Origin of the sequence: Arthrobacter sp. AG1021 (assembly GCF_003633665.1) — a bacterium.
Taxonomy (GTDB): Bacteria; Actinomycetota; Actinomycetes; order Actinomycetales; family Micrococcaceae; genus Glutamicibacter; species Glutamicibacter soli.
Genome location: NZ_RBLB01000006.1, coordinates 683,159 through 696,630, shown reverse-complemented (window position 1 = coordinate 696,630; position 13,472 = coordinate 683,159). Strand labels below are relative to the sequence as shown.

11 protein-coding genes are annotated in these 13,472 nt (G+C 66.8%); 2 read left to right on the top strand and 9 right to left on the bottom strand.

Annotation, left to right across the window (positions count from 1 at the left end; genetic code table 11):
* Positions 1-76 precede the first annotated feature (76 nt).
* Positions 77-1,717, top strand: coding sequence for an HNH endonuclease signature motif containing protein (locus DFO58_RS03445; RefSeq protein ID WP_120989283.1), 1,641 nt, complete (start codon positions 77-79; stop codon positions 1,715-1,717).
* A 151-nt stretch (positions 1,718-1,868) separates the two neighbouring features.
* Here DFO58_RS03445 and DFO58_RS03440 read toward each other — a convergent pair whose 3' ends face one another.
* The 6 genes from DFO58_RS03440 to polA all read right to left on the bottom strand — a co-directional run bounded on the left by DFO58_RS03440 (position 1,869) and on the right by polA (position 10,624).
* Positions 1,869-2,273 (bottom strand): PIG-L family deacetylase, encoded by a 405-nt coding sequence (locus DFO58_RS03440; RefSeq protein ID WP_053798321.1) that lies wholly within the window; start codon positions 2,271-2,273, stop codon positions 1,869-1,871.
* Positions 2,274-2,306: 33 nt separating this feature from the next.
* A complete protein-coding gene (locus DFO58_RS03435; RefSeq protein ID WP_120989282.1) occupies positions 2,307-3,647 on the bottom strand; it encodes a hypothetical protein in 1,341 nt (446 codons plus the stop codon).
* A gap of 260 nt (positions 3,648-3,907) precedes the next feature.
* On the bottom strand, positions 3,908-5,377 hold the full coding sequence (gene rpsA, locus DFO58_RS03430; RefSeq protein ID WP_047119382.1) for a 30S ribosomal protein S1: 1,470 nt from the start codon (positions 5,375-5,377) through the stop codon (positions 3,908-3,910).
* Between the two features lie 222 nt (positions 5,378-5,599).
* On the bottom strand, positions 5,600-6,301 hold the full coding sequence (locus tag DFO58_RS03425; RefSeq protein WP_286163471.1) for a polysaccharide deacetylase family protein: 702 nt from the start codon (positions 6,299-6,301) through the stop codon (positions 5,600-5,602).
* Positions 6,302-6,537: 236 nt separating this feature from the next.
* Positions 6,538-7,836, bottom strand: coding sequence for a GNAT family N-acetyltransferase (locus tag DFO58_RS03420; protein WP_120989281.1), 1,299 nt, complete (start codon positions 7,834-7,836; stop codon positions 6,538-6,540).
* 109 nt (positions 7,837-7,945) lie between these two features.
* Complete coding sequence (polA, locus tag DFO58_RS03415) at positions 7,946-10,624, bottom strand: DNA polymerase I (protein ID WP_286163469.1); 2,679 nt, start codon at positions 10,622-10,624, stop codon at positions 7,946-7,948.
* A 19-nt stretch (positions 10,625-10,643) separates the two neighbouring features.
* Here polA and DFO58_RS03410 point away from each other — a divergent pair, with 19 nt between their 5' ends.
* A complete protein-coding gene (locus DFO58_RS03410) occupies positions 10,644-11,129 on the top strand; it encodes a hotdog fold thioesterase (protein WP_120989279.1) in 486 nt (161 codons plus the stop codon).
* Between the two features lie 90 nt (positions 11,130-11,219).
* Here DFO58_RS03410 and DFO58_RS03405 read toward each other — a convergent pair whose 3' ends face one another.
* From DFO58_RS03405 to DFO58_RS03395, 3 genes are all read right to left on the bottom strand, one after another.
* Positions 11,220-11,765: a dihydrofolate reductase family protein gene (locus DFO58_RS03405; RefSeq protein ID WP_053798324.1), complete on the bottom strand. Its 546-nt coding sequence runs from the start codon at positions 11,763-11,765 to the stop codon at positions 11,220-11,222.
* A 77-nt stretch (positions 11,766-11,842) separates the two neighbouring features.
* Positions 11,843-12,082: a hypothetical protein gene (locus tag DFO58_RS03400; RefSeq protein ID WP_047119386.1), complete on the bottom strand. Its 240-nt coding sequence runs from the start codon at positions 12,080-12,082 to the stop codon at positions 11,843-11,845.
* Complete coding sequence (locus DFO58_RS03395) at positions 12,079-13,338, bottom strand: inorganic phosphate transporter (protein ID WP_113606414.1); 1,260 nt, start codon at positions 13,336-13,338, stop codon at positions 12,079-12,081. The genes DFO58_RS03400 and DFO58_RS03395 overlap by 4 nt, the downstream gene beginning before the upstream one ends.
* Positions 13,339-13,472 lie beyond the last annotated feature (134 nt).

Below are 13,472 nucleotides of genomic sequence, written 5' to 3'. Positions count from 1 at the left end.
GCATCCCTCAAAAATAGTTATCCACATTTTCGCCGGCCCCTCACCGAGGCCGGCGGCGCGGGGGCATGCTGGGTCCATGAGCACACCACTGACGCAGGTCCTCGAGGACCTGTCCCGCAGGCTGGAGCAGCCGGATCTGGGCACCGGAGACGCGTTGGCCCTCGCCGCGCTCATCCCCGCGCTCCTGCGCCGGGTGCGCTCCGCCAGCGGCCCCTCGTCGTCCGCCGATCCGCGTTTCGCGCTGGCCCTGGCCGCCGCGGCGGAGGAAACCGCCGACGAATCCGTGCGCGCCCAGATCCACGCTGCGCACCTGATCGAGGCAAGCGCCGCCCATGGCCTGTCGGTGCTTGAGCTAGACGCCCTGCGCGAGACCGAACCCGACTTGGCGCTGCCGCCGCAGTTGTGCGAGGGCCGCCCCAGCTTCACCTCCCCCGAGGAACTGGCCGCCGCCTGGCTGGATGTGGACTTCTTCGAGGCGCGGCGCCGGATGGCCGACGCCCACCACGTCATCGCCCAGTTCGACTACCAGCACCAGCAGCACCCGCCGCAGTTCACCCGGCTGGCCGCCAGGTTCGCGGATCCCGGCCAGCACCCGCGCGAAATCCTCTCCGCCGCCCGCCGGCTGGAGAAGTTCGAGGAACCTGCCGCCGAATTCGCGGCCCCCCGCACCGCTTCCGCGCAGGATGCCTCCGGCGCGCTGCTGGAGCAGCTTATCGACGACGCCCTGGACGAACCGCAGTCGACCTCGCGGCAGCGGCGGGTGAACAAGATCTTCAAGCAGGCCCGCACCCAGACCGAAGAGGAGGATCCCGCCGCGTTGGCGGGCCTGTTCCGTCGCGGCACCCGCCACGGGTTGACCTGCATCGAGCTGCTGCTGGACCCGCTGGGCGCGGAGCTGTTCGACTCCATTGTCGCGCAGGCGGACAATCCGCGCACCCAAGCCGGCCAACAGGCGCGCGAAGGTCAGTCAAACGTCGTTTTCGGCACGTTCGGGCGTCAGGAATCCGCCGCCCCCATCCCCGAACACCCTGATTTCGTGACCGACGAGGAAGCCGCCTCCTGTACCGAGCCCGACCCGGTCCCCGAGCCCTCCGTGGCGCTGCGCCGGCTGAACGCCCTGCTCGGCTTCCTGCGCATCAATTCGCAGCGGCTGCGCAAGCTGGTGGAACCCGGCGGGCAGGACCCGCTGCCCGGGATCGGGGATACCGACGGGGCGCAGGGCGTGGCCACGGTGGCGCCGCAGGTCGTCGTCACCCTCACGCTGGCCGAGCTTGAGGAGCGTGCCGCCACCCACGGCATCACCCTGCACGGGCATCAGCTGTCCGCCGCGCAGCTGCGCCGCACACTGGCCGAGGCGAAAATCATCCCGCTGGTGCTCGGCGGCAAGAGCCAGGTCCTGGACCTGGGCCGGGCCGCGCGGTACCACACCGAGCCGATGCGCCTGGCGATCACGGTGCGCGACGGAGGCTGCATCGTGCCCGGGTGCACCCGCGATCCGGAGTCCTGCAACATCCACCACATCTGGCTTTGGTCCGAAGGTGGCGTGACCTCCGTATACTGGGGCGCAATGCTGTGCGAGAAGCACCACCACGATGTGCACGCGGGGTTGATCAAGGTCATTGCGAACGGCGGGGTGCCACAGGTGATCATGCCCCGCTTCATGGACCCGGACCAGCGTCCGGTGCGCAACACCGTCAACCAGCACCGCGCCGCCTAGCCTCGGCCCCGGCGCCGGAGTCGGTGCCGGGCTTACAGCCCTTCGAACCGGTCGGTCAACAACGGTGCGCCGGGTGGGCGCGGCGGCCAGGCGAGCACCGCTGGTTCCCGCCCCACGATGCGCTCCCACCCGGCTTCGCCGCCCGGGTAGGTCAGCACCGGGCGCTGGCCGCGTGTTCATGCAGCCCGGCGAGGATCCGTCCGGCGACCTGCGTGGTGTCCACCTCAATGTCGATCAGGCTGTCTGGCACCGGCCGCAGCTGGTATTCGACCGCCGGGTCGAAGGGCGGCAGCCCGCGACGTTCGCGCGAGGCGTTCCAGCGCTGGAAGGTCGATTCCCGCACCTCCCCGTGGAGCAGCCGGCGCAGCCCCGGCCCGGGGACCTCCCTGGCCTGGTGGAAGGCGTCGGCGATCAGTCCCGCCCCGCCATCGGTCGCGATCACCAGGATGAACTTGAAGCCGGGGTTGGTTTCGTGCAGGGCGCTCGATCCCGCACACCCATAGGCATCGTCGTCCGGGTGGGCGACGATCACGGCGATCGAATGCGGTTCGCTCATGCAAGCATGATAAATCCGCGCGGGATCACGATGCTAGGATCTCGCGGCGTCCCGTTCAGCCGGCATCCGGGCATCGGCCGCCTCGAAGCGGACCCGTTGGCCTGCTACGCGCACGGCATGCCCGCGCAGGCCCACCGGCGCCAGATTGATCCGGTCGATGACCTGTTCCGAAGCGGCATCGATCGCTTCCGGGGCCAGGGCGTTGCCCCTCGGATCCACCCACCTGATGCTGCGCGTGGCGCGGCGCAGCGGTTCGCGCGCCATGCCGGGCAGCAGATGCGCCCCGGTCTGGAGGCCGCCGCTGAAGAAGCTGCGAACGCCCAGCCGGACCGGCTTCGCGCCCCAGCCGTACAACCCGGAGATGACCATACGCCCGGTGCCCGCGCACGGCAGTGCCTCCACATTCGCTCCGTACACCCACGGATCCTGCGCGATCTCCAGGAATTGCCCTGCGGAAAGCTCGTTGACGGCGCGGATGCCGTGGACCGCGCACTGGTCGGACACCAGAAACCAGCCGGGATGCTTGAAGTCCTCGGCCTGGTTGTTGGCCTCATCCTGGGCGCAGGTGCACTGCGCGGGCTGTACCTGGGACGCCGGCAGCCCATTGCCCACGCCGCTGAAGCCCAGCGGCCCGGTTTCGGGTGCCACCGGGATCTCCAGCGCCATCAGCGGAACACTACGGGATTCGAACCACTTGAAGAGGCCGACCAACTGGACCAGGGCCATCACCCCGAGCCCCACGCCTAGTTCGTAGTACAGCTCAGAGTCAACCGCGGCGAAGTCCATGTCGGCGACGGTGAAGAATTTCCAGCCTGCCTTGAGCAGCGGCCAAACTACGATGGCACTGGTCAGGCCCCACATCCAAGTGGGGATCAGCTGGCTGTAGCCCAGCGGCTTGAGCGCGTTCGAGGGTACCTGCACGCTTCCATGCGCTTGCCGGTGCCAGGTCGTCAGCAATGCCGCAAATCTCAGCTGGCCGATCAGTCCCGTGATCGCCAGCAGGCCGAAGTAGCCCATGGCGGCATACAGCACCTGCTGCTCGGTTCCTGTCGGATCCAGCAGCGCATCGAACCAGATGGCGGCCGCCAGCCCGATCCACGCCGCGTGCCGGCCGGCCCCGCCGAGCAGCACGATGACCCCGATGAAAAACGAGTAACTCAGCAGGATTGGCGCCCAGCTGCCCAAAACCAGGGGCTGCGGCGCGAAGCGGATGAGGTAGAGCAGCAGGGCCCCCAGCGGGACCCAGACGCCGCCGCCCAGCCACAGGTCCGGGATGGTACGCGGTACCTGCGCCCACTCGTCCTCGCGCAGCGAACAGAACGGGGTGTCCTTGTGCGACGTGGACCCGGACGCGGCCTGGTTCTCCATCTGCATTTTGCGCACTCCTTCGGACCGGCGATCCGGCCGTTGCCGGAGTCGGGAAACCGCTCTTGGGTTTAGACTACCGAACGGATCTATTATCGGGAGTCCACCGCGGGAGCGATCTGGAAGTGCGCGGATCAGCACTAATGATGACGCGGTCTGGGCCGGCCGGGCGGAGCCGGCGGTTAAATGGGGCAAGGCCCAACCCGAAACGGGTTGGGCCTTGCACAGCAAACGCTTTCGTTCACCCCGCCGCAGCGGGAGAAGCGAAATTAGTTGCCGGTCAGCTTCTCGCGCAGAGCAGCCAGTGCTTCGTCGGAAGCCAGGGTGCCGGCGTCGGTGGCTGGAGCCTCCGACGAGTACGATGCTGGGGCAGCCTCGCCGGCAGCAGCAGGCTCTGCTTCTGCATCGGCGGTGATTGCGGCAGCAACCTGCTTCTTGTGAGCTTCCCAACGCTCCTGGGCAGCAGCGTACTGTGCTTCCCATGCAGCGCGCTGGGTCTCGAAACCTTCAAGCCATTCGTTCGACTCCGGGTCGAAGCCCTCTGGGTACTTGTAGTTGCCGGCCTCGTCGTACTCTGCAGCCATGCCGTAGAGTGCTGGGTCGAACTCGGTGCCCTCTGGGTCCACGCCTTCATTGGCCTGCTTGAGCGACAGCGAGATGCGGCGGCGCTCCAGGTCGATGTCGATGACCTTGACGAACAGCTCGTCTCCCACGGAGACAACCTGCTCGGCCAGCTCAACGTGGCGAACCGCCAGCTCGGAGATGTGAACCAGGCCTTCGATGCCGTCTTCGACGCGAACGAACGCACCGAATGGAACCAGCTTGGTGACCTTGCCCGGTACAACCTGACCCAGTGCGTGGGTGCGGGCGAAGGTCTGCCATGGATCTTCCTGGGTAGCCTTCAGCGACAGGGAAACGCGCTCGCGGTCCAGATCGACTTCCAGAACCTCGACGGTGACTTCCTGGCCAACCTCGACAACCTCGGATGGGTGGTCGATGTGCTTCCAGGACAGCTCGGAAACGTGTACCAGGCCGTCTACGCCGCCCAGGTCCACGAACGCACCGAAGTTGACGATGGAGGAAACGACGCCCGGACGAACCTGGCCCTTTTCCAGCTTGTTGAGGAAGGTCGAGCGGACCTCGGACTGGGTCTGCTCGAGCCATGCACGACGGGACAGCACAACGTTGTTGCGGTTCTTGTCCAGCTCGATGATCTTGGCTTCGATTTCCTGGCCGATGTATGGGGCCAGGTCGCGAACGCGACGCATCTCGACCAGCGACGCAGGCAGGAAGCCGCGCAGGCCGATGTCCAGGATGAGGCCACCCTTGACAACCTCGATGACGGTACCGGTAACGACGCCGTCCTCTTCCTTGATCTTTTCGATGTCGCCCCAAGCGCGCTCGTACTGTGCACGCTTCTTGGACAGGATCAGGCGGCCTTCCTTGTCTTCCTTGGTCAGGACCAAGGCCTCGACGTTGTCACCAACGGTGACAACGTCACCCGGGTCAACATCGTGCTTGATGGAAAGCTCGCGGGAAGGGATGACACCTTCGGTCTTGTAACCGATGTCGAGCAGAACTTCGTCGTGGTCAACCTTGACGACGGTGCCTTCGACGAGGTCACCATCGTTGAAGTACTTGATGGTGGCATCGACTGCGGCCAAGAAGTCCTCAGCGGATCCAATGTCGTTGATTGCGACGACTGGTGCGCTGTTGTTCTCGTTCGAGGTGATGGTCATGTAGTAGGGACTCCGATGTGGATAGATTTGATCAGTCGAAACCCCGGAAGTCCCGGAATTTCGAGCGGGTAAAACAATTTGCGGACATGGCATGGCCACGGCACGCTGTTCAAGTCTACGCGCTGGGCTTTGCCGAGGCAAAGCAGATCACCCCAACATCCGCAGCTCTGCTTTGTGAGGTTCGCTACATTTGGGTTCCTCGGGCGGGGCCCGAGCAGCCGTTCACCAGCCCTGGGAAAGCCGTACGAGCTCGACTCCGGCATCCTGCAAGGTTTTGAGCCCTTGGCGAACCCCGGCGGCCGTGCCGGAATCCGGGCGGTTGAAATGGCCGATCCCGACGTCGCCGGCGCGCAGGCCGCCGACCTGCGCCGCGACGGTGGAGGCCGGGAAGGTCGCCCCGGCATCCAGATTGACCGTGAAGTTCATCGGCACGAGCCCCAGGTCGCGGCACAGCGCGGCGCCGACCTGGTCCATGTGGGCGGTGCCGGATCGGAAGAACTTCGCGGTGAGGCCGAATTCCTCCTGCAGGTAGCGCTGGTTGCCCATGATCTCGTCGTAGGCCTGCCCCACCGACGCGGTGCCCGGGATGCCATAGGCCATCTGCCCGGCGGTGCCCAGCGGCGCATGGCTGGTTCCGTGATTGGCAATCTCGAACAAAGGATCGGCGGCAAGCTCCGCGGCCAGGGACCGGTTGGCCCGCGCCCAGCGCTGGTTTACGAACAGCGTGGCCGGCGCCTCGGCGTCGCGCAGCGCCGTGATCAGCGCCGGGTCGAAAAACGCTCCGCCCGGTCCCCCGCAGGCATCGAAGGTCAGCGCCGCGGTTTTGCTCCCGCGGGGCAGCCCGAGCTGGATCCCCGGGACGTCCAGTCCGAACGTGCCGGGCTTCCGTCCGTGGTACTTCGCGACCGCCTCGGCGCGCGACATGACCGCCGCGGCTCTTGGCTGCGGCGTCGCGGATGGGCCGGCGGAGGCGCTTCGCGAGGGTTCGGGCGCGGGTGGGGCGTCCGTCCCGCTGGGACCGCCGCGGGTCGGGTCCGGTGCTTCGGGATTGGGTGCGCACCCGGTGAGTGCGGCGATTGCAAGTGTTCCCAGACCCAGCGCACCGCGCAGGACCCCGCGCCGGGTGGGAGCGGGTGATCGTTCGAAGGTCGGCATCGGGTCTAGAAGTCCGCCTGGCAGTACGGGGTGCGCGGACCGGTGAACATCGCATCCAGGTCATCGAGGGCGCCGGCCCGGTGCTCGGCGAGCAGCCCGGCGCCAGCCAGATGGGTGGCGCTGCGCGTGCCCAGGTAGAGCGTGGCCAGATCCCGGGCGTCCAGCCGGGCGTCGGCGGCGGGCCCGTCCGCGCGCTGCACCGACATCACTCCCCCGGCAGTTTCCAGCACCCAGGTGCCCGCGGCGTAGCCCAGATCGTCGTCGACCTGCAGGACCACGCGCGCATCACGCTGGTAGCTCCGGGCGCCCAGCGCTGCGGGCACGTCAAGGATGCGCACCCACAGGTGGTCCCCGCGCGCGGTGGTTTTGTAGTCGCGGGTATTGCGCAGCGCGGTGGGCAGCACGTCGTCCACCGGGCCGCGCCCGGTGACGCGTTCGATCAGGTCGTGGTCGCACAGGTAGGCGACAAGTTCGCGGCGCGCGGTCTCGTTCACCGTGCACAGGGTGCCGATGGACATCGCCGGCTCCTCTTGCTTCCACCCCTCGAAGGTGTAGGTGATGAACCCGTCCAGGGTGCCATTCGCGTCGTAGTGCAGGGCGCCGCGCAGTTTCGCGGCCGGCTTGAGGTTGTCGTAGCTTTCCCAACGGCCGGTGGCCCTGCCCAGGTCGAAGGAGTTGTTACTCACCGAGCCGAGCGTGGCCAGGTGGTGCTCGCGGTAGAGCTGCGCCACCTGCTCGGCCATCGCCGAGGGGGCCACGGCCTGCACGGTGCCGGAGGCCGGGGCGCGGAACTGCGCGCCCTGCCCGGACTTCAGCTCGAAGCGGCAGCGTTCGGCGGCCACCCCGAATCCGAAGCGGCCATAGATGGTGGCTTCCGAGGCGGTCAGCACCGCCACCGGGACGCCGTCGGCCGCGGCGCGGTCCAGGTGGGTGGTGATCATCGAGCGCAGGATGCCGCGGCGGCGGTGGGTCGGGCTGACGGTGACCGAGGTGATCTCGTGCACCTCCAGCAGCTGCGGCCCGCCGACGTTCAGCGTGCCGGCAAAATACGAATAGGTGCCTACGGGATCGGCGGCATGCAGGCTGGGCGCGGCCGCCGTGCGGTCAAAGGCGAGGATGGACTGCACTTCGTCCTGCTCGTCAAGCTCCGCCAGGATCTTGCGGCCATCGGCGTCCGCGCTGGATTCATGGAAGCCGCGGGCGATGGCGCGTTCGAGCAGCAGCCAGGACGCGGAGGGCTGGCCGTCGACGAGGCCGGACCCGATGAATTCCAGTTCGATCCCTTCGGGGGTTGCAGGGTTCATGGTGTCGGGCCTTTCGCTGGTGGACGTTTTGTGGGCTGGTGCCGAAACCGCCGGGCCGCACCGGTGGAAGGTGCGGCCCGGCGGACCGGAATCGGGTGGCGGCCGGGGGCTAGTGCGCCGCCTCGTGCCAGGTGGCGCCGACGCCGGGCTGGACGTCCAGCGGGACCAGCAGGTCCGCGGCGCGGCCCATTTCCAGGGTCACCAATTCGCGTACCGCATCCAGCTCGCCCGGGGCGATTTCCAGCACGAGTTCATCGTGCACCTGCAGCAGCATGCGCGAGGCGTAGCCGCCGGAGGCCAGGCCGTCGGCGATCTTGAGCATCGCGACCTTCACCAGGTCGGCGGCCGAACCCTGGATCGGGGCGTTGAGCGCGGCGCGTTCGGCGATGTCGCGCAGGCGGCGGTCGGAGCTGTTCAGCTCAGGCAGGTAGCGGCGGCGCCCGAAGATGGTCTCGGTGTAGCCGTCCTTGCGCGCCTGCTCGACGACCGAACGCAGGTAGGTGCGCACGGCGCCGAAGCGGTCGAAGTAGTCCTTCATGAGCTTGCGGGCCTCGTCGACGCCGATCTTCAGCTGCTTGGACAGCCCGAAGCTGCTCAGCCCGTAGGCCAGGCCGTAGCTCATCGCCTTCACCTTGGAGCGCATCTCGGAAGTGACCTCGGCCGGTTCGACGTTGAACACACGTGAGCCGACGTAGCGGTGCAGGTCCTCACCGTTGCGGTAGGCCTCGATCAGGCCCTCGTCCTCGGAGAGGTGCGCCATGATGCGCATTTCGATCTGCGAGTAGTCAACGGTCAGCAGGGTGTCGTAGCCCTCCCCGACGGTGAAGACGTCGCGGACGCGCCGCCCCTCCTCCGAACGCACCGGGATGTTCTGCAGGTTCGGGTTCAGGCTGGACAGGCGGCCGGTGGCGGCGACGGTCTGCGCGTAGGTGGTGTGGATGCGGCCGTCCGGCTGCACGGACTTCAGCAGCCCGTCCACGGTCTGGCGCAGCTTGATCGCGTCGCGGTAGGCCATCAGCGCAACCAGGAATGGGTGCCCGGTCTTGACCAGCAGGTCCTGCAGCGACTCGGCATCGGTGGTGTAGCCGGTCTTGATCTTCTTCGTCCGCGGCAGGTCCAGCTCCTCGAAGAGCACCACCTGCAGCTGCTTGGGGCTGGAGAGGTTGACCTCATGGCCGATCGCGGCGAACGCCTCATTGGTCGCCTGGTCCACCTGGGTGGTGAAGTGGGCGCGCAGCTCATCGAGGCGGGCGCGGTTCACCGCCACGCCGGCGCGCTCCATCGCGAAGAGCACCGGGATCAGCGGCAGCTCCATGTCGCGGGCGAGCTTGTCCGCATGCTTCTCCACCAGCTTGGTGTCCAGGTAGGCCGACAGGTCGAAGATCGCCTGCGCCTGGGCCAGGGTCGGTTCGGCCAGTTCTCCGGCCAGCCCCAGATCCAGTTCGCCCTTCTTCGCCTGGTACACCGGCACCTGGTACTTCATGTGGTACTGCACCAGGTCGACCAGTTCGTGGCTGCGCCGGTCCGGCTGGATCAGGTAGGCGCTGATCAGGGTGTCATCGGCGATCCCGTCCACGCCCAGCCCGCGCTCGGCCAGCAGGTGCATGGCGGCCTTCGCGTCGTGGAAGATCTTCGGGGCGTCGGCATCCTTCAGGAAGTCCGCTAGCACGGTTTCGGTGGCCTCGTCCAGGGAGGAGAGCTCCACCCAGGCGGCTTCGTTGCCGCGGAACAGGCCCAGGCCCACGGCTTCGCCGTTGGCGACGCCGGGCTGCACTGCGACCGGCGCACCTTCTCCGGCGGCCAGGAATGCTGCCAGCGATTCGGCGTTGTCGGTGATCACGCGCGCGAACTCGGCGACCTCCGGAGCGGTGTCCTCCTCCTGCGCGGCGAACAGGTCGAACAGGCGCTTGCGCAGCGTGTTGAATTCCAGCGCGTCGAAGAGGTTCTCGATCTCCTCGCGGTTCGGAGCCACCAGCTCCATCTCGTCCAGCGTCACCGGCAGGTCCAGGTCGTGGCGCAGCTGGTTCAGGCGGCGGTTGCGGGTCACGTTGTCCACGTGGGCGCGCAGCGATTCGCCGACCTTGCCCTTGATCTCGTGGACGTGCTCCAGGATGCCGGCCAGGTCGCCGTACTGGTTGATCCATTTGGCCGCGGTCTTGGGGCCGACCCCGGGCACGCCGGGCAGGTTGTCGGCGGATTCGCCGACCAGTGCGGCCAAATCCGAGTAGCGCTCGGGGCGCACGAAGTACTTGGCTTCCACCGCGTCGGCGTCCATCGGCGGGATGTCACTGATGCCCTTTTTCGGGTACAAAACCAGGGTCTTGTCGGTGATCAGCTGGAAGGCGTCGCGGTCGCCGGAAACAACCAGGACCTTGAAGCCGGCTTCCTCGCCCCGCGTGGACAGGGTGGCCAGGACATCGTCGGCTTCGAACGGGTCGAGGCTCACCGTGGGGATGTTCATCCCGTGCATGACCTGCTGGATCAGCTCGATCTGCCCGTAGAACTCTTCGGGGGTCTTGTTGCGTCCGCCCTTGTATTCGCTGTATTCCTGCACGCGGAAGGTCGGGGTGTCCAAGTCGAAGGCCACCGCGACATGGGTGGGCTTCTGCTGGCGGATCATCGTCAGCAGCATCGAGACGAAGCCGTGCACGGCGTTGGTGTGCTGACCGGTGCTCGTGGCGAAGTTCTCCGCGGGCAGCGCGTAGAACGCGCGGAAGGCCATGGAGTGTCCGTCGATGATCAGCAGGGTCTTGTCCGACGTGGGCGTCGGTTTGGTAGTTTCGCTCACACCTGAAAGCCTAGTTGGCATGAGCGACAATTTCACTTCCAGAACCGCGCAATCTTCAGCACACCCGTTTGCCCAGCAGCTGGCCGCCCACGGGGTCCCCGAATCAATGTGGCCTTTCCTGTCCCGCCATGGGGTGGGCACCCTGGTGGAAAAGCTGGGCATTGTATTCACCGAGTTCTCGGTGGACCGGCTCTGCGCCACCATGCCGGTGGAGGGCAACACCCAGGTGATGGGTATCCTGCACGGCGGCGCGTCGGCGGCGCTGGCCGAAACCCTGGGTTCTTTCGCCGCGGCCCTGCACGGGGCAGGCAAGGCCAACCCGGTAGGTGTGGACCTGAACATCACCCATCACCGCGCCGGGCGCGCCGGGCTGGTCAGCGCCGGCTGCACCCCGCTGCACTTGGGCCGGCGCAGCACCACGCATGAGATCGTGATCAGCGACGCGGACGGCAAACGGGTGGCCACCGCGCGCATCACCAACATGCTGCTGCCCATCGAGCCCTAAGTCACGTCCCGGTCAGAAAAAAGCGCCCGTCCCGGATGGACCCGGGGCGGGCGTTGTCATGCCGCAGGAAGTCAGCCTGGCGCGGGCGGATCAGGTGATGGCGTAGCGCGAGGCGAAGACGTTGCCGCCCAGGTCCTTGAGCTCCAGCCCGTCCAGCTCCATGTTCACGCCGCGGCCGAAGATGTTCGCCCCGCCGCCCAGCAGCACCGGCACGGTGATCAGCAGCAGCTCGTCAAGCATGCCCGCTTCGACGAAGCCGCCGGCCAGGTCGGCGCCGCCGACCACCCAGACGTCCCCCACCGAGGCGCTGCGCGCGATGTCGCGGCTCCAGAAGCCGATTTCTCCGCGGATGAAGGTCAGGTCCGCCCCCGGCACCGTCGGCAGCTCATGGTGCGTGAACACCCACACCGGCTTGTCGCCGTAGACCCATTCCAGCTTGCCCTCGGCCACATCGCGGGCGATGTTCTCATAGGTTTTGCCGCCGATCACGATGGCGCCGACGCCGGCGAAGAATTCGTCAAAATGCTCGCGGACTCCGGCCAGCTTGGAGAAGGGCTGGAGCCAATGCGCATCCCCGGCGCGATCTGCGATGAAACCGTCGATGGAGGCACCCACGTAGTACTTGAAGCTTGTCATGGCTCTAGTCTATGGGTGCCTCCGTCGAAGGCAATATTCAGTTGTCCGCCGGGCCCCGGCACGTCAGGCCGGTGGCCCTAGGAGATCCCCAGGATCGCCTCGCTCAGCTGCGGCACGATCAGGACCACGCCGAAGGCGACGATCAGCCCGCACAGCGTGAAGCAGGCGTAGGCGCCGGACTTGTTCAGTCCCACGTTGGCGCCCTTGTCCTTGGCCACGGCCAGCAATCGCACACCCATCGAGTATGCGGCCACGATCAGCAGGGCGGCGGCCCAGGTGACGACGGCAACGATCAGAAATGCTGTCCAGTCGATCATGCTTTGTCAACTTTCTCTTCTTCAGCTTCCTCGCGTTCGGCCTTGGCGCGCAAGGCAGCCTGCTTCGCCTTGGCTTCGGCCTTGGCCTTCGCGCGGCGTTCCTTCTTGCTCAGGATGTTCACTGCGGCGCCCGAGTTGTCGATGTCGGACATCGCCGTCTCGTGGGTGTGCGGATTCTTGCGCGACAGCACCCAGATGGCGAGCATCGAAACCAAACCGGCAACTGCGACGATGATGACTCCGACGGTGCCCGCGTGGGTGATCCACGCGGCCAGGCCGCCGACGATTGCCGCTGCCGGCAGGGTGAACAGCCAGCCCAGGGCGATACGCCCGGCGGTGCCCCAGCGGACCTCGGCGCCCTTGCGCCCGAGTCCCGAACCGATGACGGAGCCGGAAGCGACCTGGGTGGTCGACAGGGCGAAGCCCAGGTGCGAGGAGGTCAGGATGGCCGACGCGGTCGACATCTCGGCCGCGAAGCCCTGTGCGGGCTTGACGTCGGTCAGGCCCGAGCCCATGGTCTGGATAATGCGCCAGCCTCCGGTGTAGGTACCCAGCGCGATCGCGAACGCACAGGCCGCGACAACCCAGAAGTGCACCGGAGTGCCGGCGTCCTGCAGGCCGGAGGCCACCAGGGTCAGGGTGATGACGCCCATGGTCTTCTGCGCATCATTGGTACCGTGCGACAGCGCGACCAGCGAGGAGGAGAAGATCTGGCCGTAGCGGAAACCGCCGCGCTTGGGCGAGGTTCCCGACTGGCGCTTGGTGATCGCATAGGCCAGCTTGGTGCAAAGGTACGCGGAGATACCCGCGATCAACGGGGCCACGATGGCCGGCAGCAGCACCTTGGACAGCAATACGCCGTAGTTCACGGCGCCGAATCCGGCGCCGACGATTGCCGCGCCCACCAGGCCGCCGAACAACGCGTGGGAGGAGCTGGATGGCAGGCCGAGCAGCCAGGTCAGCAGGTTCCAGATCACCGCACCCATCAGACCAGCGAAAATCATGGCCGGGCCGATGGCGACCCCGGTCGTGGGGTCCTCGTTGATGATGCCTCCGGAGATCGTTTTGGCGACCTCGGTGGAAAGGAACGCGCCGACGAGGTTCAAAATTGCGGCGAGGGCTACTGCTTTTTTGGGCGAGATTGCCCCGGTTGCGATTGGGGTGGCCATCGCATTGGCCGTGTCATGGAAACCGTTGGTGAAGTCGAAAAACAACGCCAAGGCAATGACCAGGACGACGATAAGCGTCAAATCCATTGAATACCAGCCTGAGGGGTCGAACGGCAAGGAAAATTACGTGGACCGCGGACGATCCGTGTTGCGAGTTTGAGGGCGCGCCAAACCAAGGGTCAGCGCGTAATTTCAATCTTATGCCCATGTAATGGTTCGTC

What these genes read in the sequence shown, in the direction of transcription:
- DFO58_RS03445 (WP_120989283.1), top strand. Translation starts at nt 77, where the DNA reads ATGAGCACACCACTGACGCAGGTCCTCGAGGACCTGTCCCGCAGGCTG.
- DFO58_RS03440 (WP_053798321.1), bottom strand. Translation starts at nt 2,273, where the DNA reads ATGAGCGAACCGCATTCGATCGCCGTGATCGTCGCCCACCCGGACGAC.
- DFO58_RS03435 (WP_120989282.1), bottom strand. Translation starts at nt 3,647, where the DNA reads ATGCAGATGGAGAACCAGGCCGCGTCCGGGTCCACGTCGCACAAGGAC.
- rpsA (WP_047119382.1), bottom strand. Translation starts at nt 5,377, where the DNA reads ATGACCATCACCTCGAACGAGAACAACAGCGCACCAGTCGTCGCAATC.
- DFO58_RS03425 (WP_286163471.1), bottom strand. Translation starts at nt 6,301, where the DNA reads ATGTCGCGCGCCGAGGCGGTCGCGAAGTACCACGGACGGAAGCCCGGC.
- DFO58_RS03420 (WP_120989281.1), bottom strand. Translation starts at nt 7,836, where the DNA reads ATGAACCCTGCAACCCCCGAAGGGATCGAACTGGAATTCATCGGGTCC.
- DFO58_RS03410 (WP_120989279.1), top strand. Translation starts at nt 10,644, where the DNA reads ATGAGCGACAATTTCACTTCCAGAACCGCGCAATCTTCAGCACACCCG.
- DFO58_RS03405 (WP_053798324.1), bottom strand. Translation starts at nt 11,765, where the DNA reads ATGACAAGCTTCAAGTACTACGTGGGTGCCTCCATCGACGGTTTCATC.
- DFO58_RS03400 (WP_047119386.1), bottom strand. Translation starts at nt 12,082, where the DNA reads ATGATCGACTGGACAGCATTTCTGATCGTTGCCGTCGTCACCTGGGCC.
- DFO58_RS03395 (WP_113606414.1), bottom strand. Translation starts at nt 13,338, where the DNA reads ATGGATTTGACGCTTATCGTCGTCCTGGTCATTGCCTTGGCGTTGTTT.